The sequence below is a fragment of the [Clostridium] symbiosum ATCC 14940 genome (assembly GCF_000466485.1).
In the GTDB taxonomy this organism is placed as follows: domain Bacteria; phylum Bacillota; class Clostridia; order Lachnospirales; family Lachnospiraceae; genus Otoolea; species Otoolea symbiosa.
In genome coordinates, this window is record NZ_KE992920.1 from 14,198 (window position 1) to 37,515 (window position 23,318).

General features: G+C 49.0%; 19 protein-coding genes. All 19 read right to left on the bottom strand.

Annotation, left to right across the window (positions count from 1 at the left end; genetic code table 11):
* Positions 1 to 32: 32 nt before the first annotated feature.
* Positions 33 to 1,391 carry a type II secretion system protein gene (locus CLOSYM_RS11755; RefSeq protein ID WP_044902385.1) on the bottom strand — a complete coding sequence of 453 codons (1,359 nt, stop codon included), beginning with the start codon at positions 1,389 to 1,391 and terminating at the stop codon, positions 33 to 35.
* 81 nt (positions 1,392 to 1,472) lie between these two features.
* The gene (locus CLOSYM_RS11760; protein WP_021642271.1) at positions 1,473 to 2,555 is read right to left on the bottom strand and encodes a hypothetical protein; all 1,083 of its coding nucleotides are present in this window, start codon (positions 2,553 to 2,555) and stop codon (positions 1,473 to 1,475) included.
* Positions 2,552 to 4,696 (bottom strand): pilus assembly protein PilM, encoded by a 2,145-nt coding sequence (pilM, locus tag CLOSYM_RS11765; protein WP_021642272.1) that lies wholly within the window; start codon positions 4,694 to 4,696, stop codon positions 2,552 to 2,554. The genes CLOSYM_RS11760 and pilM overlap by 4 nt, the downstream gene beginning before the upstream one ends.
* A gap of 316 nt (positions 4,697 to 5,012) precedes the next feature.
* On the bottom strand, positions 5,013 to 5,756 hold the full coding sequence (locus CLOSYM_RS11770; RefSeq protein WP_044902386.1) for a prepilin peptidase: 744 nt from the start codon (positions 5,754 to 5,756) through the stop codon (positions 5,013 to 5,015).
* 153 nt (positions 5,757 to 5,909) lie between these two features.
* On the bottom strand, positions 5,910 to 6,458 hold the full coding sequence (locus CLOSYM_RS23460) for a prepilin-type N-terminal cleavage/methylation domain-containing protein (protein WP_021642275.1): 549 nt from the start codon (positions 6,456 to 6,458) through the stop codon (positions 5,910 to 5,912).
* 115 nt (positions 6,459 to 6,573) lie between these two features.
* Positions 6,574 to 7,791, bottom strand: a complete 1,218-nt coding sequence (locus CLOSYM_RS11780; RefSeq protein WP_003502866.1) for a type II secretion system F family protein — start codon at positions 7,789 to 7,791, stop codon at positions 6,574 to 6,576.
* A 13-nt stretch (positions 7,792 to 7,804) separates the two neighbouring features.
* On the bottom strand, positions 7,805 to 8,863 hold the full coding sequence (locus CLOSYM_RS11785) for a type IV pilus twitching motility protein PilT (RefSeq protein WP_003502864.1): 1,059 nt from the start codon (positions 8,861 to 8,863) through the stop codon (positions 7,805 to 7,807).
* A gap of 3 nt (positions 8,864 to 8,866) precedes the next feature.
* Positions 8,867 to 10,585 (bottom strand): GspE/PulE family protein, encoded by a 1,719-nt coding sequence (locus tag CLOSYM_RS11790; RefSeq protein ID WP_003511035.1) that lies wholly within the window; start codon positions 10,583 to 10,585, stop codon positions 8,867 to 8,869.
* 371 nt (positions 10,586 to 10,956) lie between these two features.
* Positions 10,957 to 12,453, bottom strand: coding sequence for a glycerol kinase GlpK (gene glpK, locus CLOSYM_RS11795; protein WP_003511037.1), 1,497 nt, complete (start codon positions 12,451 to 12,453; stop codon positions 10,957 to 10,959).
* Between the two features lie 50 nt (positions 12,454 to 12,503).
* Positions 12,504 to 13,070, bottom strand: coding sequence for a glycerol-3-phosphate responsive antiterminator (locus CLOSYM_RS11800; RefSeq protein WP_044902387.1), 567 nt, complete (start codon positions 13,068 to 13,070; stop codon positions 12,504 to 12,506).
* A gap of 362 nt (positions 13,071 to 13,432) precedes the next feature.
* Positions 13,433 to 14,716: a TRAP transporter large permease gene (locus CLOSYM_RS11805; RefSeq protein ID WP_003502856.1), complete on the bottom strand. Its 1,284-nt coding sequence runs from the start codon at positions 14,714 to 14,716 to the stop codon at positions 13,433 to 13,435.
* A complete protein-coding gene (locus CLOSYM_RS11810; protein ID WP_003511042.1) occupies positions 14,717 to 15,217 on the bottom strand; it encodes a TRAP transporter small permease in 501 nt (166 codons plus the stop codon). It lies immediately after the preceding gene.
* Positions 15,218 to 15,328: 111 nt separating this feature from the next.
* Positions 15,329 to 16,402, bottom strand: coding sequence for a C4-dicarboxylate TRAP transporter substrate-binding protein (gene dctP / locus CLOSYM_RS11815; protein ID WP_009297079.1), 1,074 nt, complete (start codon positions 16,400 to 16,402; stop codon positions 15,329 to 15,331).
* Between the two features lie 59 nt (positions 16,403 to 16,461).
* Complete coding sequence (locus CLOSYM_RS11820; RefSeq protein WP_021642280.1) at positions 16,462 to 17,196, bottom strand: glycerophosphodiester phosphodiesterase; 735 nt, start codon at positions 17,194 to 17,196, stop codon at positions 16,462 to 16,464.
* A gap of 307 nt (positions 17,197 to 17,503) precedes the next feature.
* Positions 17,504 to 19,108 (bottom strand): cation:proton antiporter, encoded by a 1,605-nt coding sequence (locus CLOSYM_RS11825; protein WP_021642282.1) that lies wholly within the window; start codon positions 19,106 to 19,108, stop codon positions 17,504 to 17,506.
* A 37-nt stretch (positions 19,109 to 19,145) separates the two neighbouring features.
* Positions 19,146 to 19,961, bottom strand: coding sequence for an HAD-IIA family hydrolase (locus CLOSYM_RS11830; protein ID WP_003511048.1), 816 nt, complete (start codon positions 19,959 to 19,961; stop codon positions 19,146 to 19,148).
* A gap of 44 nt (positions 19,962 to 20,005) precedes the next feature.
* Positions 20,006 to 20,368, bottom strand: coding sequence for a DUF1667 domain-containing protein (locus CLOSYM_RS11835; protein ID WP_003502843.1), 363 nt, complete (start codon positions 20,366 to 20,368; stop codon positions 20,006 to 20,008).
* Positions 20,368 to 21,633, bottom strand: coding sequence for an NAD(P)/FAD-dependent oxidoreductase (locus CLOSYM_RS11840; protein ID WP_009297085.1), 1,266 nt, complete (start codon positions 21,631 to 21,633; stop codon positions 20,368 to 20,370). The genes CLOSYM_RS11835 and CLOSYM_RS11840 overlap by 1 nt, the downstream gene beginning before the upstream one ends.
* Positions 21,634 to 21,644: 11 nt before the next feature.
* On the bottom strand, positions 21,645 to 23,081 hold the full coding sequence (locus tag CLOSYM_RS11845) for an NAD(P)/FAD-dependent oxidoreductase (protein WP_021642283.1): 1,437 nt from the start codon (positions 23,079 to 23,081) through the stop codon (positions 21,645 to 21,647).
* Positions 23,082 to 23,318: the final 237 nt, after the last annotated feature.

Consider the following 23,318-nt stretch of genomic DNA (forward strand, 5'->3'; position numbering starts at 1 on the left):
ATTCTGCCGGCCGCACCACTTTTCTATCACTCTTACTCTGATTTTGTTGAATCCAGTTTCAATATTTCCCGGCCCCTGCCGGGTTCTGCGCCTGTTCCCTCCGTCCCGCTGTAATCGGCTTCGTAAACAGTCACAGTCAAATGATATAGCCTGTTTTCGGGTTCGTGGTAGGATATCGGTTCATTTTCCTCACCGATATTCGTATAAATCAACATCCCGCTGTTTTCAGATGACTCGATCTTTACCTTCTCATCCCCGGCTTGCTCATATGCGCCGGGACTGCCTGCTACCAAAAAGAATTCTATCGGTTCCTCCAGGTCATAGCTTATAAAAATTCTGTCGAAACCGGGAAAACCGGATTCTTCGCCGGCCGCTTCCGGAGCAATGCTTTTTTCTCCGCTGCCGTTCTCCCTCACTTCAGTCCTTATGTATTTAATATCCTTATCCGGAAGAAAAAGATAGATCCGGTTGGAAGGCCGGCCGTTGTCCTCTCTGACAATGTTGCTCTTCACTGATGCCAGACTTGCCACGATTGAAACCTCCGGATTTGGATGTCCCTCATTATCCGCTTCCACCGTATATACTGCTTCCGCCTGAACGGTCAAAACTCCGCTGTCATCTGCCTCTCCTTCATGGCCGCCGGCCGTCTCTAAAATATGTACCCGCAAATATCGTTCCACTTCGCTTTCGCTGTAGCTGTCCCCGCCGGAACTCTCCCCGGCGCCGTCCCCTGTCACGCCGTCTGATGCTTCCAGCCCCTCACCCGTCTCCTCTTCCTCGTTCACCTTCATCAGAAGCTGCGAGGTCAAGAGCTCATCCTCTTTCATCAGTGTCTGCGGATCGATTACCGCATTCTGAAAGCTGCTTACATCGGCAATATTCGGCATCTCATAGCGATTGATAGAGTATGAACGATTCATCTCCTCATCTTCCCGGCTGTACTTTCCAAAATCAGCTTCTGCGCTGATGATATAGGACGCTCTCCCGTCCCCCGACGGATTGTGTCCGTATTCGGCTGTAAGACGGTAGCCCTGTCTTTGTCCGGTCTCTGAAGCGCCATCCTGTCCTCCGCCTTCTCCGCCGCCGGCTTCCCTTCCGGCTCCTTCCTCTTCCAGGCGTTCGATTCGATACATCGTATTCCCTATCATAATCCGGCCACCGGCTGTACCTTCACCCTCTGCCAGAAACTTCTCTAATTCCTCAAACGGATACCCTTTCAGTTCCTCCATCGTCCGCTTCGCCGCATCCAGCAGCAATTCGTCTTTCCTGGCCTTGGTATTCATCCTTCTGCTTACTACAAACGACTGAAGGAGCACGCCTGCCATGATAGAAAGAACAGCAAGCGCGATTAACAGTTCAATCAGCGTAAATCCTCCGTCCTTTTTCTCCATGGCAGCCGTGCTCCTTTCCATAAACGGCCTGACACCAGACCGTTCCGCTCCTATCACAATCCCTGCTGTTAAAGTGTTCCGTCACTTCAGTATCTCCACATCACCTGTCCGGCTTTCGACCACGAATCTGGGCCTTGCGTCATCATCGCCGGTCACGGCAATCCGCATCTTTTTCGAAGTCCGGTTCTCAATCCGGACTTTTACCTGGCTCAGATCCGTGCCGCCCATTCTGGGAGAGCTGAGTACATAGATGTCAATCGTGTCTCCCTTCGTGTAAAGCACGCGGGGACGTCCGTTTTCACCCAGCGTATAAGTGATACTGCTGTTTTCCCCGTTTTCTTCTGCTTTTATGGTCAATGTCTCCTCTTCATTCTTGTCGGATATTATCTTCTCGCTGTCATCCGGGCCTGCCACGACCTTGGCATTCACATCCGATGCAGACGGGAACAGCATGATATAACAGTCGTAATCGCTCTTTATCGCCTCGATCTGTTCCACCGTGCCGCCATTATAGGATAGAGCCGTACCGGAGCGGAAAATATTGTCCGTACCGATTGGCACCGTAATCTTTGGTTCTTCAAATATCCGGTCTTCCCCACGCACTGCATACTGGTACATTGTTACCGTTGCATCCACCACATTCGTCTCCTGGTTATAGGAAGCCGTAATCTGCGGGATCGTATTTTTATCCTGATAGGAGAATACGTAGTCCAGTAAATCTTTCCACTTCCCATACTCCAGACTGACCGGAATCTGCAAGGTACTCATTGCCAGCGTATACGGCATAATATTTCCCTGTTCTGTGGTCTGAAATTGATAGATTTCGGCCGGATCCGTGTAGGAGACGGATACCACCTGAGTATCGAACCGTTCTTCCAGCCCCGTCACAAACATAATCTGCTGCACCTGTGAGATGTCCCCCGGATACCTGCCGAGCATCAGTGTATAAGCCTCGTTATAATCCTTTGTCTTTTGAATATACTCATCCTTTTGCTGAAGAATCCGGATACGCTCATCGTATTCCTGCCGGAGCTCTTCCTTCCTGGCCGTCATTTCCTCTGTCTTTTTCTCAATATTCTTTGCTCCCAGGAACCATGATGCGGCAACAATCCCTATGGACAGTACGAGAAAAATCAGCTCCTTGTCTCTCGAAGTTATCTTCATGATGCCGTCCCCCCGCTTTCTAAACCTTTTGCGGAAGCCGGACCGCTCCCCTCCGCTGCCGCCCCTGTCGGAATATCGGCATTTGTATTATCAGGTACAGTAACCGGCGCCGGTTCCGGCCCGGTCCCTCCAATTTCCGCCCCCGGATTTGCCGTCCCCGAATTTGCCTCACCCGAATTTGCCTCACCTGGATTTGCTGCAGGCGCATCAGGCACTTGTCCCCCAGGAGTCTGCTCCGTCACAGGCACGGCCGCTACGTCAGCCTCGCCAGCCGGAGCCACCGCAGCAGCATTTACCTGAGCTGCCAATTGTGTCTGTCCGGATTCCAGTCCGCCTTCTTCTATATCCGCACTTTGGACATTATTCTTCTCCAAAACTTCGTTTTCCGTATCGGCTGCATCCGTATCATCGCCGCCGGTTCCGTCTTCTTCCACGCCTTCATCCGGCGCCCATATTTCACTGTATTCATCCGGCATCATGTTCTCCAATGCCTCTTCCTTTGTTCCCGGATTCAAGATGGAATCCTGATTGATCAGAGTACAGGTCAGGGAAAATGCAACCGTTTCCTGATTTCCTTCAAATACGCTTGAAAGTGCGCTGACCTTCACCTCGGATACATTGGCAATCATACCTAGCTGCTGAATCAGCTTCGCCACCGTCTTCTTCCCCTGGGCCAGTGCCGAGAAGCTCACCTGACCCTCGCTGCAGCTAAAGCTTTGAATCGAAATATTGCTTGGACGAAGCTGCTCAAATATATCAATAAAGTTCGAAAGACTCTCGTTATTGGTTCTTACCAGAGACTGAACCTGCACAACGTCGGAATAACGCGTCTGAGCCTGTCTGTAGTTATCCAGTATCGGTTTTACGTCCTCCACCGTCAGTAATTTATTCTGTAGATCAATGGTTTCCATTGCCTCATTGAAGAAATTGGTTGCCGGAACAGTGACAATTACAACCGACGCGAACAATGCCAGCAGAATCATAACACGGTAAGCCTTGGCCTCCAGCTTCCGCCTGATATCCTGCTCCAGTTGTTTCGGTATCAGATCCACCGGGTCCACAACAGCCCCGATATTATCCATATATCTGAGGACTTCCTTCATGGAAAGTCCTGCACTCTCTTTTACCGACACTTGTTTCAGCGCCGTGATACGTTCAACCGGCAGATTCAGCTGTTTGTCAAACAGCTCATCCAAACCGGAGATGCGTGAGCCGTCCCCGATTATGTAAACAAGCTCCAGAGGATGGTCCGCATTACGGCCTGTATAATATTCAATTACCCGTTTGATGTTGCTGACCAGATAATAAAGAGTGTCTGTCAGTTCATCCCCATCATCGAAATTGTCGTGGATTAACTGCCTGCGCTCCAATTGTTCCAGAGCCTCCTCCTGGCTGCAGTTCTTCTTATCCATAATGGATTGAAGGAGTGAAATGCTTCCAAAATCCACATGACGCTGGAGTACCATAACCGTCTCATTATAAATTGTCAGAACCGTATGCTCCTCATCCAGCTGGATTACAAGGCATGGCTCATCGCCAATTTGATTCGAGGTCAACTGGAAAACACTGTTGCCGATATAATCAACTGAGATAAGCTTCAGGTGTGCAAGCTTGGCGGCATCATAATAAGACTGTACCATTTCGTTCGGTACCGCCACCACCATCAGACGCAGCTTCGAGCGGCTCCTGCCGATTCCCGGCTTTTTCCTCTTCGCTTTCTTTCTCTCCTGCGTCTCTTCGTCCTCTTCCCCGTTTTCTGTCTCGTCCTCCAGGATTCTCGATATTGTAAAATAAGAGAGTACGTAATCCGTCAGCTCCACCGGAAAATACTCCGGTGCATTCACCTTCAGGGCTGTTTTGAGTTTCTCCTCCTTCATCTCCGGAAGCACTACTTCCCTGCTCATAATCCGATCAGAGGGAAGTGAGAAGACAACCTTCTTTGTCTTGATATTGGCATATTTCAAAGTGGCGTTAAGATACTCGGCAAAGCCGCGCACATCCACGATTAATCCGCCTGAAACAAGGCTCTCCGGCACTTCTTTGGTCAGCAGCCTGTATACCGAAACACCTCGCCTGCCGTTGGATAACTCTGCAATTCTTATGTGGTTGTCAGTCAATACGATTGATAGCAGCTTGCCCATAAGTTGTCCTTTCACCTGTTGTTCTATTCGTTACTGTTCACACGGTTGCGTTCCGCGGGGTGTTTTCGTACGCATTTTGCACGAAAATCCCGAGTTTCACGGCGCGGCGCGATGAAAAGTAAACTTTCCACCACAATCAACAGTGTTTTTTGCCGTTTCTGTGCATCGAGAAGCGTGTTATTGTTCACAGCACGCCGCTTTTTTAGCAGTATGTGAACAGTAACTTTTATTCTGAACATGTCTGCCTCGGCAGAGCATGATTCTTTTCACTGTTAAACCGGTTACGCATTATTATGACTCAGCCTGAAACCGGATGCTAAAATTGATTGATATACCATTGTATCAGTTCCTGCCCCCACATCATGGAAAACCATATTCCTGCGGACAGGTAAGGGCCAAATGCCAGCATGCGCTCTTTTCCCTGTATCTTCATCAGAACCAGATGAATCACAGAACCTAGAATACATCCGCACGCAAAAGCCAGGATGACATTTTGCCATCCCAGAAGAAGACCGGCTGCCGCCATCAGCTTCACATCTCCGCCTCCCATGGCTCTGCCTTTGCTGAGAAGCAGAATCAGAAGAAGCAGACCGCTGACGCAGATAAGCCCTATCATATATGTAAGCCAGTCCTGCCTGTTAAACCACAGGTTTACCAGACCGGCTGTTCCTATTACAATATTACATCCCACCGGAATCTCAAACGTACGCCAGTCAATGACGCTTAGTACCAGAAGGGAGGAAACTGCGATTGCATAACAGATTCCCGTCACTGTAAAACCGTTTTTATAAATTAATCCCACCCATAAGAGGCCGTTGGCCAGCTCAATAAGCGGGTATTGAACCGATATTTTCTCTCCGCATTTTCTACACCGTCCCCGCAGGAATATCCAGCTGAATATGGGAATTAAGTCGTACCACGCCAGCTTGTATCCGCAGTTCATGCAGTGGGAATTGGTATGGACGATGTCCTCGCCGCGTGGGATGCGGTAGATGCAGACGTTGAGGAAGCTGCCGATGGTGATGGCGAAGAGGGCAATTATAAATAATAAAATGTACATTTATGTTATTATTCCATATTTTTCTATTGCATTTTTATAATCATTAATCATTATTATCTTTTAAAATACCAGGAAAGCTGCAGGCACTAATAAGTGCCTGCATTCGTTCCTTATCACATGATATATTACCCAATATGGACAAATATTAAGTGATTATTTCTCTGTTTCGCTTGGTACAGCAGGAGTATTAGCACCTACAGGAGACAATGTTCCACATCCCTTTGTCGCATCACCAGACTTAGCACAATATACACCAATTTCTAATCCTGCTGCAATTTCATTTCCAGTACTATCTGTTTTCGCTTCTACATATTTAACAATAACTCCGACTACACCTCCAGAAGCTTTTTTAGACACCAATTTAATTGTTTTACCATCTTTGCTTCCGAGTAATGTTTGCAACTCAACAGCAAATTTGTCTGATTCTTTTAAAATATCAGTTAATTCCATTCCTTCGTCTATAGCCTTGTATGCTCCATTTTCAGATTCCTTTATAAAATCCTCATAAGCACCTTCATCAGCAAACGCTCCCTGAACAGCCGTATACACAGTATCCAATGTCTGCATATCCTTCGCTTCCCTGGACTTCTCAATATACTTCATAAACTGCGGTGCCAGCAGTCCTGTCAGAATGATCAGTATCGCAATCGCGATGATCAATTCAATCAGTGAAAAACCTTTGTTATTCTTTTTCTTGTTCATTCCAATCTCCTTCTTTCTTTAAGATTTCTCTTAGTTTTATATATGTAACTCCGCCATGTCGGGCGCACGACGTGAGTTAAATATCTCTTAAGTCCTCCGCGTACCTCACGCCAGTCTACAGATTATCCACACTGCTGTACAGCGTAAGCATCGGAGTAAATACGGCCGCAATAATTGCGATTACAATTACAGCCATAAAGATAATGACCAGCGGTTCCAGCGCGGCGGCAGCCTGTTCGGTTGCAGCGGTCACCTCTTCCTCATAATACTCCGCCACCTTATCAAGCATCGTGTCTAATCCGCCTGTCTCCTCACCGATTCCCACCATATGATAAACCATGGAGGGAAAGACGCCGCTTTCCTGCAATGGAACCGAAAGCTGGATTCCTCTTGCCACCTGTTCGCGTGCGTCGCTGATTGCCAGCCGGTAAACCGTGTTATCCATCGTGTTTGCCGTAATTTCCAGCGCTTCTATAATTGGCACGCCTGCACTGAGCAGCGTACTCAGGTTCCTTGAAAACTGGGCGCAGGCTGTCTTTTTCTTCAGCTTTCCGACAAGCGGTATCCGAAGAACGAGATTGGAATAAACGTAATCTCCCGATTCCGTGCTTCCATAGGCCCTCAGCCCCATGACAATGGCAAAAATGCCAATCAATATAATATACCAGTATCTGGTCATAAAATTACTCAGTCCGACCACTGCCCTTGTAATCGCAGGCAGTTCTGCATCCATATCCACAAACATATCGGAATACATCGGCACTATGTATACAAGCATTACGATTATGACAATCACAGCCACGATCGACAGGATAATCGGGTAAATCATGGCCTTCTTGATTATATTCTGGAGTTTGGCCGTCTTCTCATAATGCGCCGCCATCCGTTCAAATGACAATGACAGCTTTCCTGCCTCCTCACCGGCCTGAACCAGGTTGACGAACATCGGAGGGAAAACTTTTTCATGGTGTCTCATGCTCCCGGCCAGCGTATCCCCCTTTTCAACAGAGGCCCTGGTTTCCCGGATTGCTTCTTTTAATAATTTATTGACCGTCTGCTCTTCCAGCATCTCCATAGCACGTACGATACTGATACCGGATTCCGTCAGCGTGACGAACTGGCGGCAGAAGACGCTCATATCTCTGGGCCTGACTCCCGGATTCAGAAACGGAAGTTCAAACTCTTTATCCCATATGCTGGGAGCATCAATGGAAATCACGGTATTGCCGTCGTTTTTCAGTACCGCCATCGCGTGGGGCCTGTCTGACGCTGTGATGATTCCCTTTTTTTCTTTCCCGGCCGGGGTAATAACATGGTAACGGTAATTAGCCATTCCGCTCGTCTCCTTAATATAACAGGCGTTTTTCTATCGACACCGGATCCACCGCATAGTCTACCAGCATCTTTCGTGTGATAATGCCTGCCCTGTATTTTTCCAGAAGGGCGTCGTCCATCGTAATCATCCCGGCTTTCCTGTTTGTCTGGATGATACTTGGGATCTGATAGGTTTTACCGTCCCGGATCAGGCTGCGGACCGCCGTATTCACATGCATTACCTCAAATACTCCGGTTCTTCCGCTCCCGTCTGCCTTCGGCAGCAGCCTCTGTGAAATGACAGCCTCCATAACCATGGAGAGCTGGACCCTGATCTGGTCTTTCTGCTCAGCCGGAAAAACATCTATAATTCTGTCAATCGTAGACGCTGCGCCTATCGTATGCAGCGTGGAAAAAACGAGATGGCCCGTCTCCGCAGCCGTGATGGCCGTGCTGATTGTCTCCAGATCCCTCATCTCACCTACCAGAATGACATCCGGATCCTCCCTCAGGGCAGCGCGCAGGGCGGCCGCATAGCTTCTCGTGTCAAGTCCTATCTCCCTCTGGTTTACCAGGGATTTGCTGTGGCGGTAAAGATATTCAATCGGATCCTCCAGCGTAATAATATGGTTTCTCCTTGTCTCATTAATCCGCTGTATCAGTGACGCAAGCGTCGTGGATTTACCGCTTCCTGTAGGCCCTGTCACCAGTACAAGTCCGCTGTTCTTCTGGTACAGGTCAATAACGGACTGGGGCAGTCCCAGGGATTCGGGGGTGGGTACCTCTGTACTCACCAGACGGAATGCTGCTGCAACTGTTCCCCTCTGGCGGAAGGCATTAACCCTGAACCGGCCCAGTGCCGGGATTCCAAAGGAGAAATCCACCTCCCCCTTATCTTCAAACAGGCTTTTCTGCCGTTCTCCCATGATACTTTCAACAAGCTCCTGCGTATCATCCCCCATCAGTCTCGGGCAGTTTTCCATCGCAATCAGCGCTCCGTTGACACGCACCTGGGGCGGCACTCCTACTGTTATGTGAAGGTCGGAGGCGTTCAGCTTCTTCGCCTCCCCCAAAAGTTCTGTCAGATCCATCTGTTAGTCCTCCTCGCTGGCAATCTTTTTCATCTCCTCCAAGGAGGTAACGCCTTCCCTCACCAGTCTGACTGCGCTTCCCCTCAGAGTAATCATACCTTCTCTCTGTGCAATCTCCTTCACCTTGGATGAAGGCTGCATCTTTGTGATTGCCCATCGAAGTTCCGGTGTTACAGGCATCATCTCGTAGACGGCAGTCCGTCCGAAATATCCTGTCTGGCTGCAAAGCTGGCAGCCGGCCGGTTCATAGATGGTCAGGACTTCGTCCTGGTTCACTCCCAGCTCTTCCTTTTCCTGCGCGGTCGCCTCTCTGCCCCTCTTACAGCGGCAGAGTTTTCTTACAAGACGCTGGGCCACCACGCCCACCAGGGCATCGGCCATAAGATACGGCTCGATTCCCATGTTCAGCAGCCTGGCAATACTGGCGGAAGTGCTGTTGGTATGTAAAGTACTGGCCACAAGATGGCCGGTAATCGATGCCTGAACCGCAATCTCCGCGGTTTCGGGATCTCGTATTTCTCCAATCATTATAATATCCGGATCCTGACGCAGAATAGAGCGCAGAGCCGACGCAAAGGTCATATCCGCTTTCGGATTCACCTGAATCTGGTTTACTCCGTCAATATTCGCCTCCACCGGATCTTCTACCGTAACAATATTCACCGTCTCACGGTTGAGTTCACTGAGTGCCGTATAAAGTGTCGTGGATTTACCGCTTCCCGTAGGGCCGGTCACAAGAATAATCCCATGAGGATGGGCCAGCATCTGATCAAAACGCTTCATATCGTCGTCGCTCAGTCCCAGTTCTCTTTTATCCCTTGTCAGTTTCTCCTTATTAGTCAGACGCATAACGATCTTTTCGCCGTACACAGTCGGAATGGAGGAAACACGGACATCGTATTCCACATGGTCTATGTCCATCGTGGTACGGCCGTCCTGCGGTTTTCTCTTCTCCGATATGTCCATGCCGGAAATAATCTTCAGCCTGGCAATAATTGCCGTGTAAATCGACATATCATAGCTCATGGCCTCCACCAGGTTTCCGTCGATACGGAACCGGATCCGGATTCCATCCCTCATCGGCTCAAAGTGGATGTCGCTGGCTCTCTGGCGCACGGCCTGCTCGATGATGGAGCGTACCATCACGACAATCGGGGACGACTCCGTCAGGGAGACTTCGCCTCTTGCGGCGTCACGCGCCGCCTCATCTCTTCCCTGTTCTTTTTTATATTGATCCGCAACCGCGATCACCGACTGGCGTCCAAAATACCGGTCGATTTGAAAGGCAATCTGGCTGCTTGTGCTGAGAACCGGGATAATCTTGAAATTCGTGATAATGGCAATGTCATCTATTGCCATAAAATCCATCGGATCAGACATGGCTACCCGCATCATATTGGGATTGTCTTTGTCAAAACCAATGGGGATCAGGCTGTATTTTTTTGCAACCGTCTCGTTTATCGTATAGACGGCGGCTTCGTCCAGCTTCATATTGCGCAGCTCCACATACTCGATATGAAGCTGATCACACAGTATCTTCACAATCGCCCGCTCCGAGACATAGCCAAGGCTGATCAGCGTCTCTCCAAGCTTTGTCCCCCGCTGCCTCTGTTCCTTCAGCGCACGCATCAGCTGCTCTTCCGTAATAAGGCCTTTTTGAACCAGTAAATCACCAAGGCGTATTCTTTTATTTGTAGCCACGTTCTTTCCTCCCTCCTGCATGATTTGTCCGTCCGGCGCGTCTGGCATACTCCTGCCCATCCTGCGCCGCTGTCAAAAAAAGACCTTACTCGACGCGCAAATAAAGTCCCGGGCTCATGTCAGGCATCCGTGTTGATATCCCGCCAAACCATCTATATCCAAGGTTTTACACCTATATAATTACACTATACCTGTTAGTATCTAAAATACCATATTTATAGGAAAAAGTCCACATTCAGACCGTTTAAATCTTATAAAAAACTTCATAAAAATTCATTTTTTCGTTAGAAATTTCATATATTGGTAAATATCTCCTTTATTTCATTTTGTTCATGGATCACGGACAGGGCGTCTGCATAGGCAGCCGCCCCGTCACTTGAGCCATAACCCGTTTATTCCTCTTTCGCCCATCCATAAGCACATTTAACCGCTTTATTCCAGCCGCGTATCCTGTTTTCCCTATCCTCCATACAAATCTCCGGTTCAAACACACGGTCAATGGCCCAGTTTCTGAGTACGTCTTCTTTACTCTCCCAATATCCCACTGCCAGTCCCGCAAGATAAGCGGCGCCCATAGCCGTAGTCTCCACACACTGCGGACGGCGCACCGGGGCCTGGATGATATCGGACTGCATCTGCATCAGCAGGTTATTGGCGCTGGCGCCGCCGTCCACTTTCAGGGATGTTAAGGCAATACCGGAATCAGCCTTCATTGCCTGAAGGACGTCATTGGTCTGAAACGCAAGGGATTCCAGTGTGGCTCTGATAATGTGGTATTTATTCACACCGCGTGTGATGCCGACAACTGTACCCCGGGCATATTGATCCCAATGGGGCGCTCCCAGACCTGTAAAGGCCGGAACCACATAACAGCCGTTGGTATCCTTTACCTTGCCCGCCATATATTCGGAATCAGCCGATGAATCAATCAGCCTCATTTCATCGCGCAGCCACTGGATAGCGGCTCCGGCCACGAAAATAGAGCCCTCCAGCGCATAATTCACTTTGCCGTCAATTCCCCACGCAATGGTCGTCACCAGGCCATTCTTCGAATAAACCGGCTGCTCCCCTGTATTCATCAGTAAAAAACAGCCCGTCCCATATGTATTCTTGGCTTCCCCCGCATGAAAGCAGGTTTGGCCGAACAGTGCGGCCTGCTGATCCCCGGCTGCCCCTGATATCGGAATCGGACCGCCGAAGAACTGGTGATCCGCCTCCCCGTATACGGAACTGGAAGGTTTTACTTCCGGCAGCATGCATCTCGGAATATTCAGTTCTTCCAGAATCTCGGCGTCCCACTGCAGCGTCCTGATATTAAACAGCATGGTTCTCGACGCGTTGGAGTAATCCGTTACATGTACCGCTCCCCGTGTCAGCTTCCAAATCAGCCAGGTTTCCACCGTTCCGAAGAGAAGCTCTCCGCGCTCCGCCCTCTCTCTGGCTCCTTCGACATGATCCAGTATCCATTTGAGCTTCGTTCCTGAAAAATAAGCGTCGATGACAAGTCCCGTCTTTTCACGGAATTTGTCTGTCAGTCCTTTTTCTTTCAGGGAATCACAGTATTCGGAGGTTCTCCGGCATTGCCATACGATGGCATGGTAGACCGGTTCCCCTGTAATTTTATCCCATACAATGGTCGTCTCTCTCTGGTTTGTGATACCGATAGCCGCAATATCGGCAGCCTCCGCCCCAATCTTTGACATGGCTTCCACCGCCACGCCGAGCTGGGTTGACCAGATCTCGTTGGCGTCATGCTCCACCCAGCCGGGCTGCGGAAAATACTGGCGGAACTCCTTCTGGGCCGAGCTGCAGATCTCCCCTCTTTCATTAAAAAGTATACACCTGTTGCTGGTTGTACCGGCGTCCAGCGCCATAACATAATTTGCCATAAAATGAATCCTCCCCGTATTTTCTTTCCGAAGCGGACGTTCCGATCACATCAGATAAACCAGGTCTTCTGATTGGTGGAAGATATAGCCGTAGCCCCGGCTTCAATTGCCCCGATAATATCGGCTTTATCGGCAATCAGCCCTCCCGCAATAACGGGACATGAAACGAGCTTCGACACCTTGGTGATAATCTTCGGCATCAGGCCGGGAAGAATCTCCACCACATCGGGCTGTACGGTATGATACTGTTTCCTGATATTATCGAAGGCCATGGAATCAATGACAAAGAAACGGAACACCGTAATGAGTCCCAGCTCCTTTGCCCGTTTCACGATAGCCATCTTGGTGGAAATGATTCCGTCAGCCAGCGTCTCCTGCTTAATGTAATCCACCGCCACTTCTTTGCCGGAAAGTCCCGCGATTAAATCAATATGTACCATCGCCAGCTTTCCTGCGTCTTTTATCTTTTTCACCATCTGGGGGATTCTTATCAAATCCCCGTAAAGTATAAATACAATCTGACTTTCCGACTCAAGACATTTTTCCAGTCCCTCATCATCTTTGACCGCCGCTATAACCGGACAATCAATTAATATATCATGAAATGCACTCCGCATTATGTCCCCTCCGCTCTCTTTATCTTCCGACTGCCTGTGTAATTTAAGAAAAGAGCAGTGTGATCGGCAGTGATTCCCACTGTCAATAACCGGCTCCTTTCTCCTGATAATATTCATAACAGTTCAGCCATGATGCATTACGCTCGGCGGTTTTTGCCGTTTCTGTGCATCATTTGCTGCAGTTTGCCGAAGGCTGAACTGTAACTAATATTTAATTTCACTCTAGCATATCACCATGGCTTTGTCAATAAAGACGCCTCTCGGGGCAGAGCCTGTGAACGGCAGCAATGGCCGTTCACAGACGGATGCCTGTATAGTACAAAACGTTAATGCGTCAGCTTCTGTTTCCACTGTTTCTATTCTTAATATAACAGGTTCGGAATGAACATCGTCAGTATAGGAACATAGGTAACAATAAGCAGCGCCACAAGCAGGGCGATGATAAACGGAATACATTCTTTAACAAAGGTCGTCAGTTCACAGCCCGTAATTGAGCAGCAGGTGAACATCATTGAGCCGAACGGCGGCGTCAGTCCTCCGATCATGATATTCACGATACAGACAAGACCGAAATGAACCAGATCCACGCCCAGTCCCTTCACTACAGGTACAAGCAGAGGCGCCAGGATAATCAGCGCTGCTCCGCCCTCCAGGAACATGCCCAGAACCAGAAGCAGGACGTTGATAATCATAAGCATCACATACTTATTCTGCGTGATACCCAGAAGCAGCTCCGTCAGCATCTGGGGAATACGCTCCCAGCTCATATAATAGCCGAATACATTGGCGGCCACGATAATCAGGACAACCGTGCTGGTTCCCTCTATCGTCTCTCTCAGTACGAGCGGAATATGCGCCGGACGGAGATTCTTATATACAAAAGCGCCGATAACAATACAATATAAAACAGCCACGGCTCCTGCCTCGGACGGTGTAAACAGACCGATACGCAGTCCCAGAATGATTCCGAACGGGAATAAAAGCGCCCAGATGGAATCAATGGCCTGATGGCCGATTTCCCTGGCCGACGCACGCTTCTCACGGCTCGGCGCATAATGTCTTTTCTTGGAAATGATATTTACCGTAATCATCAGGCAGATGGCCATGAAAATACCCGGCATATAACCGGCCATGAATATCTTTCCTACTGAAACACCGGCAATCAGCGCATAGACAATCAGGTTGATTCCCGGCGGAATTACCGGCGTAACGGCTGAGGACGCCGCCGTGATCGCCGCTGAGAAGCCCTTGCTGTAGCCCCTCTTCTCCATCTCCGGCACCAGCATCTTACACTGCATGGCCGCGTCGGCGTTGGCCGAACCGGACACGCCGCCCATCAGCATACTGAGGAGTACGTTGACCTGGGCAAGCCCTCCCGGAAGATGGCCGGTCAGCACATCGGCAAAACTCATCAGCTTCGTGCTGATTCCGGCATAGTTCATAATGGAGCCTGCCATTACGAAGAACGGAATCGCAAGCAGAGGGAATGACTGTGTGCTGGTGATAAACTTCTGCAAAATCAGGTCGGTCGGTGAGCCGGTATTCAGCACGCCGAAATAGAAAAGTGAAGATGCAAACAGTGCGTATGCAATCGGAATTCCTGAGAAATACAGGAGAAATACGATAATTACCGGTAAAAATGCCATTTACTCTTCCCCCTTTCCAAAAGTGCCTGTTTTCACAATCCGCTTTATATCATTTGCCATATGGCCGACGGAATAAATCGTAGTCAGACAGAAACCGACAATCAGCGCGGAGCTGACCCATGCGGATGATACCCCAAGTACCGCCGTCGGTTTTATATAAGACAGGCGCACAAATACTACGCTCAGATAAAAAAGATATCCGTTGGTGAACAATAGAATCAGATCAACCAATATCCTTACAATATTCCTCATTGTATTCGGTAGCTTATTGACAAGAATGTCAACTCCAATGTGCATTCCCCTTCTATAGCCCGCTGCCGCTCCCAGGAAAACACACCAAACAAAACAGCTTGTAGTAACTTCTTCGGTCCAGTAAAGACCGGTTCTCATGAAATAACGCAAAAATACATTTACAAGGACGAGACTTGTTGTGATTACAATAAAGATGGAGGCCAATATCTCTTCAAAGTGTCCAAGTATAAACTTCACGGTTTTATTCATACCATTCTTCCTCTCTGATCAGGAACACGCGTCACCTCCCGCGCCGTACGCGGGCTCCTGTAGGACACGATAAAAAGGGGAGGGGCAAAGCTCCTCCCCCGCGAGGTTCCATTATTTTGGCATATTAGCAATTGCTTCTTTGAATTTGTCGTAGAGACCCGGTGTAACGTCTTTCATATTGTCGTAGATTGGCGCAACTAATTCTGCAAATGCTGCGTTGTCTACGTCATTGAAGGAGATTCCCATCTCTGTTTCCAGCTTCTGCTTTGTAGCCTCTTCGCCTTCGGAGATGTTCTTAACCATTGTCTCTGCGCCTTTTGTAAACTCTTCCTGCATGATTGTTCTGTACTCTTCCGGAATCTTGTTCCATACGTCTACGCTGATGTAAGCGCCGCAAACGCCTAAGAGATGTTTTGTCATAGCCATGTTCTTTGCCACTTCCGCACTGCCGTTTGTCGCATATGCGTCGATTGTTCCTTCCAGACCATCTACAACGCCCTGCTGAACTGCTGAAATTGTCTCAGAGAAAGCGAGTGGTGTGGCTGTAGCGCCCATATGGTTTAATGTATCAACATATAACTGGCTGCCTGGTGTACGGATCTTCATTCCCTTTAAGTCTTCCGGCTTTGTGATAACCTTGTTTGTCATGAGGCTCCTGAAACCGAAGATGTAATCGAGGGAAAGAATCTTGATTCCTTTTTCCTCGGCTCTCTTGAACATATCCTGTACTTCCGGTGTTTCGAGAAGATACTCATATTCATCGTAGGAATTAACTAACATCGGGCCTGCCAGGATATTGAAATCCGGAACATAGTCGCCCAGGTAAGACGGATCTTCTACGGAAATGAAATCTGCACCGCGGACTACCTGCTCTACACCGTCTTTATAGGTTGCAAGCTGTCCCTGCGGATATGTCTGAATCTCGATGGCGCCGTTTGTTCTTTCAAGAATGTTTGCTGCGATGGAATCCATCGTCTTTGTAAGCTGCTCTTCCGGAGCAAATACATGGCTCAGCTTTAACACCAGATGATAATCATCAGCCGGAGCCGCTGCCTCCTGGCTTCCCTCCGCTTGCCCTTCTGCCTTTGGAGCCTGTGTCTCGGCCGGTTTGCTGCTGCATCCCGCCATGGATACGCAGAGCGCGGTTGCTAATGCAAGACTCAGTACCTTCTTCATTTTTCTCATTATTTTTCCTCCTTTTATCTTAAGGGTTTTCCCCCCAAGTCTCATTCAAACTGCCTGAATCATTCCGTTTCTTTTCTGATTCGTGTCACACGGTCGGGATAATTGCCTATGATGGAGTCCACCCCTCTGGCAATCATGGTCCGGATGTCTTCTTCTTCATTAACGGTCCATGTGTTAATTTTGATGCCCTGGCTCTTTACTTCGGCCACCACCTCTTTAGTCATATTATAGAAAATCGGATGGAGACATTCAGCCCCTGCATACTTCGTATAGCGTCCGGCGTCAATCATCCAGGTCTCCGTCAGAAGCCCGCATTCCATATCGGGACAGAGTTCTTTCATTCTCCTGATGCTGAAATGGTTAAAGGAAGAGATGATGATTTTCTCCTTCAGTCCGAATTCTTCAATCAGGTCATACACCTTTTTCTCGATTCCCGGATACTCAAAAATTCCTGTCTTCAGTTCAATATTGGTGATAATATGCGTATCTTTTACCAGTTCAAAATATTCCCTGAGTGTGGGAACATGCTGTGAATCGCACTGGCCGGCAAATTTGAAGGACACGTCAAACTTCTTCAGCTCTTCATATGTATAATCCCTCACAAAGCCGGTTCCGTTCACGCAGGTACGGTCCAGCTTCTCATCATGGATAATCACCACTTCCCCATCCTTTGTCAGATGGACATCCATCTCAATACCGTCGCAGCCCTCTGTCTGCACAGCTTTCTCAAAAGCCAGCATCGTGTTCTCGGGATACATCCCGCTGAACCCTCTGTGGGCAAAATTCTTTACCATGGTACCCTCCCTCAGCTTGCGCCTGTATGTATTTTCCTGTCTCTTCCGATACCCTATAAAGCCCCGGCATCCCTCCGGGCAGACTTACCGGCAAAGAAAAAAGCGGTTCGACCAAAGCAGCTCACTTTTGTGAACTGTTTCTAGTTTGCGCCGCTCTCCAACTCTCTGCTCTTTATTTATCTATCGAAATTTATAGTGTAATCTTAACACTATTTCAACAAATAATCAAGCATTTTTGTCGTTATTACCAATGTTTTTTCCATTTAATTGTCTTTTTCTGTATATATTGACAAAAAATTAACCAATTCTATTTATTCTTCTTATTCTGTTTTTTCTTCTTTTTGCGTTTTACCGGCTTGACTTCTTTTTCTATATCATAATCATCCCGTTCATCCACGCCTTCGCTGTATTCCCTCAATTCCTCCAGCACACTGTCCGCCAAATCGTCGTGATCCCCGGATTCTTCGCATTCCTCGGTATCTTCCTCATCCGACAGGCATTCACAGTCGTCGGCTTCATCGCACTCTTCGCCGCTTTCTTCACCGCATTCGGAATCCGGAATCTCCGGCACAAGCTCTCCATGCTCTGCCTCTTCCCCTTCCTCCTTCTCCTCAATAACACTGTCAAGCCCTGTAATCACGTCAATTTTTTCACACATGCTGCTTCTATCTGAAGCCGCGCATTGAGGCTCCGTATCCTCTTTGTCACGGGTCTTCTTGAAGGCAATGCTGCCCGATAAGAACAGGGCCGCTTTGGCGCTGATCGGGCCCACCATCTCATAGAGAACCGAGGAGGACAGAATAATGGTGAGCATCAGATTTCCCGTCTCCGGCGGCAGGAGCCTCTGTCCCAGAAACGCCAGACCGATTGCGACGCCGGCCTGAGGGATCAGGGCAAGCCCCATATACTTCCTGATTTCCCTGCTGGTGCCCATAGCCAGACAGCTGAAATAAGTGCCCAGATATTTCCCCGCAATACGGATCAGGAAATAAGCGACTCCTATGACTCCGACTGTCCCCAGGGCGTTCACATTCAGGTTCATGCCGGAAACAATGAAAAATATGGACATGACCGGAGGCGTGAAGTTATTGATCTGGCGGAACAGCTTCTTATCCCTGGTCAGATTGATATAAGCCGCGCCGAACACCATACAGGATAACAGCGGAGAGATATCGGCAGCCGCACAGATACCGGAAAGTCCCAAAAGCATTGCGATAGCAAGGATGAGACGGTTATCCCTGCTTCTGGCCGGAATCAGCAGGCGGCTCAGAAAATAACCGCAGAAAAATCCCAGGCAGATGGCGAACAGGTTCAGCATAATGGGTATCAGAATATCGTTGACCGTAAGCGCTCCCGATGCCCTTCCGTTGGCAATGGCTGCCACGATACTGAAGGCGAGAAGACAGACAACATCGTCAAGGGCCACTATCTGAAGCAGCGTGTTGACGAACTCTCCTTTGGCCTTATACTGGTTGATCGTCATCATCGTGCTGGCCGGAGCCGTTGCCGTGGCGATTGCGCCGAGAATCAGGGCGAAATCCCAGTCCAGACGAAATATAAACTTTAAAATAACCGTCACCAGCACGCCCGCCGTCAGGGCCTCGCTGATTGTTATCACGATTATTTTTTTGCCGGTTCTCATCAGCACTTCTTTTTTAAAGAATTTCCCGACCCCAAAGGCGATAAAGGCCAGGGCCAAATCACTGACAAACCCCATTGAATCAATCATATGCTGCGGAATAAAATTAAGGCTGCAGGGACCGATCAGGATTCCCGCCAATATGTAACCGCTCACTTTGGGAAGATTCAGGGTATTGGTCAGCCTCGTCATAATGAATCCGGCAAATAATATGATCGAAAGTACAAGGAGCGCTTCCGTCTCCTGGTTTAACTGACTTAAAAATTCCTGCATGTTAAGTCCCCCCTGCCAATTATTAATTTATGAAGACTTACAGATAGCCTTTCATTTCCCCCAGCGATTCAAAAACCGCATCCGGCTTCACGGAAGATTTCTCCACATCCTCCGCTTTCGTCTCACCGGTCAGCACCAGAAAACCTTTCGCACCGTTATTGACACCGGTTGCCACATCCGTATAGATACGATCTCCGACAAAAGCCACCGCCTCTTTCTCTGTTCCCGTATGCTCCAGCACCATATCCACCGTTTCCTTAAACGGTTTCCCCAGATATTTTGGCTGTACTCCGGTCGACAGCGCTATCGCGGCGCACATGGCTCCGCAGTCCGGTATGAAACCGCCCTCCACAGGACAGTTGATATCCAGATGAGTAGCCAGAAATACCGCTCCGTTCCTGATAAAGGTGCAGGCCCGTTCCAGCTTTTCATAGGTCAGCTCCGTGTCAAATCCAATCACCACCACATCGGGCTGCTCCTCCCGTGCCGCTTCCCCGTCTGTGGGCAACAGCCGGATCCCGGCCTGCCTAAAACTTGCCTCCAGCGCCTTTGTTCCCATCAGATATACTGTTTTTCCGCCGTAGCATTCCTTCAGATAACGGATTGTTACATCCCCTGATGTGACAATCTGATCTCTGGAAATGCGGCAATCCATTTTTTCCAGTTTTCTGATATAGTCCTCCGGTGATTTGGAAGAATTATTCGTGAAAAACAGAAACTTCTTTCCTGCCGCTTCCACCGCATGAATAAATTCCAAAGCGCCGTCCAGCCTCCTGTCCCCCAGATAGAACGTTCCGTCCATATCAAGTACAAACAGGCTGATTTCTTTCAGTATTTCTCTTCCGCCGGTCATATCCGCCCTCCTGTCTCTTTTTCCGTCATTTACTTTTCGCCGTTTTATACGGCTTCTACCGTCTTTGTTGCAATAATGGAAACGCCGGTTCCCGCACAGTCACGGATAATGACGTCCCCCATATGGACAGGCGCCTTCATTCTGACTGCCCGGATCTCTTTCATGATGTCAAATATCTTTCCCTTTGGGATATCTTTTTCTGTTTTAACGGATGCCCTTGTCAGTGTCCCATCCTCCACAATAACACTGGAGGTCACAATTCTTGTCGGGTTGGTCACCTCTTTTTTGGCGTAAGCCTCACCTTTAGCGCATGTATTTCCTGTCACGGTAATATTGTCTCCGTCTGTCGTAACGCTCACCGGACAGCCCAAAGGACAGCCGATACAGATCAGATCTCTCTTTTCCATCACTCTACCTCCGTACAAATCACTATCTTCTCTAAATCAGGATAATTCTTAAAGCTGTCTTTTTTCAGAATTACCTGCTCCATCTCTCCGGGTGCGAGAACCTTTTTCTTCCGTTTCGACACTCTCTCATCCCCGTAATAAACAGAGATAAAGCGATCCTTATATACATCGGCCACCCGGAAACGCACGACCACCTGATCGTTCATATTCCGGATATCAAGAGACTGAGGCACGGTGTAACGCACACCGTTTGAAGCTTCCAGCCTGACTTCCTTTGTTTCCTCTCCCGCCGTCTCTTTCTTAACATAAGCCGCCGCATTCTTTCCCGCCAGGTTCGCTTCCTCCGACACATAGTCCACCAGGTCATGCACATGAAGGACGTTGCCGCAGGCAAAGACTCCCTCTGCCTCTGTCTGAAGATGATCATTGACATTCGGGCCCGATGTGATCTGGTTCATCGATACGCCGATCCCTTTCGTCAGCTCATTCTCCGGAATCAGTCCGACAGACAGAAGAAGTGTGTCGCAGGAATAATACTCTTCGGTTCCGGGGATCGGTTTTCTGTTCCCGTCAACCTCGGCAATGGTAATGCCTGTAACTCTCTCTTTTCCGTGAATTTCCGTCACGGTATGGCTCAGCTTCAACGGAATATCATAGTCGTCGAGACACTGTACAATATTTCTCTTAAGGCCGCCGGAATATGGCATCAGCTCGGCTACCACCTTCACCTTAGCTCCCTCCAGCGTCATACGCCTTGCCATGATAAGCCCGATATCACCCGAGCCCAGGATTACAACTTCCTTTCCCACGCTGTAGCCTTCTATATTCATCAGACGCTGGGCAGTTCCCGCCGAAAAAATGCCGGCCGGCCGGTAACCCGGAATATTGAGGGCCCCTCTCGGGCGCTCCCTGCATCCCATGGCCAGGATGACTGCGCCTGCCTTGATAGTCACAAGTCCTTCTTCTCTGTTGATGTAGGTGACTTCTTTTTCACTGTTGATATCAATTACCATCGTATTCAGCCTGTAAGGAATTTTTTCTTCCGTTACCATCTCAATATAGCGGGCTGCATATTCCGGTCCTGTAAGTTCTTCTTTGAATGTATGAAGTCCGAATCCGTTATGGATGCACTGATTTAAAATACCTCCCAGCACGTTATCCCTCTCCAGAATCAGGATATCCTCTACTCCGGCGCGGCGTGCGGAAACTGCCGCTGCAAGGCCTGCCGGGCCGCCGCCTATAATTACAATATCATGATGCATCATCTTAAGTCCTCCTACTTATCACCTTTTAACAGTTCTGAACCGGTTCTGTTTTTGCAGACATCATCCATTGTTATGCCGAGCTCTTTCGCCAGAATTTCCATCGTCCTCGGCGTGCAGAAGCCTGCCTGGCATCTGCCCATGCCCGCGCGTACCCTGCGCTTGATTCCATCCAGGGATACCGCCCCGAGCGGTCTGCGTATCGCGTCAATTATCTCACCCTCGCTGATATTCTCACAGCGGCAGATAATGGTCCCGTATTCCGGATGTTCTTTTATAAGCTTGGCTCTCTCTTCCCGTGGAAGCTCAGCCGCTTTGATAAAACCTTTTCTCGTCGCTTTAAAATCTTCTTTTATCGCGGCCCCGGCAGCTTCTGCAATCATCTGAGCCAGATATTTACCGAGAGCCGGCGCACAGGAAAGTCCCGGTGATTCAATTCCTGCGGCATCATAGAAGCCCTTTGCATCCTCCGCCTCACCGATGACAAATTCATCGTTCGCCTCATGAGCCCGCAGTCCTGCAAAAGAGGTGATGGTCTGTCTGAATGGGATATTTTTCACGCTCCGGACAGATTTAGATATAGCCTCCGCCAGGCCCTCCGCCGTCGTCTCCGTTGCCTCTTTATCCTCTATATCAATTGCCGTAGGCCCTACCAGAAGGTTTCCGTGGACGGTTGGGGATACTAAAACGCCTTTGCCGTATTTGCCCGGAAGCTGGAAAATCGTATGGGATACATGGTTCCCGGCCTCTTTATCGAGAAGGCAGTAGTCCCCTCTTCTGGGAATAATCTGAAGTTTTTTCTCACTTACCATATTGTGGAACACATCGGCATATACACCTGCCGCATTTACCACGTACTTTGCATGCACCTCACCATTATTCGTAATCAGCCTGTAGCCGAAATCCGCTTTTTCAATCTGAACCACTTCTGTGTTCATCTTGAATTCCACGCCGTTTTCATATGCATTCTCGGCCATGGCAATGGTCAGGCCGAAGGGACATACAATTCCGCCGGTAGGCGCATAGATAGCAGCCACCACCGTATCGCTGACATTCGGCTCCTTTTCCCTGGCCTCGTCTCCTGAGATAATGGCAAGGCCGGGAACCCCGTTCTTTACGCCTCTCTCATATAACTCCTTAAGAGCCGGTAAATCGTTTTCATCAAAGCAGAGAACCATGGATCCATTGCGCTTGAAATCGAACTGCAAATCGTTTGAAAGCTGCTCCATCATCTCATTCCCCTGCACATTCAGCATTGCTTTCAGGGAACCGCCCGCCGCATCATATCCGGCATGGACGATGGCGCTGTTGGCTTTGGAAGTTCCGGAGCATACGTCCTCCTCACGCTCCAGCAGACAGGTGTGGAGATGATACCTGGATAACTCTCTGGCAACGGAACAGCCTGTTACGCCGCCGCCGATTACAACTACATCATAGATACAACTGCTCATTCTTCTTCTCTCCTTTTACATTTGTTAGAACGGCTGGATTCCGGCTTCCGCCGGTTTTTCACCGCCAAACGACAAAAAGAGTAAGGTGAACTAAGCGTCATAAAACGCTTGATACCTTACTCTTATCTCTCTTAGGCACTTATTTATTTATGATTATTTTAACCAATTTACGGATGATTGTCAAGATTTAATTGAGGTTAGAAGACGCGTCCGGAACGGACCATGTCCGGTGTGGTG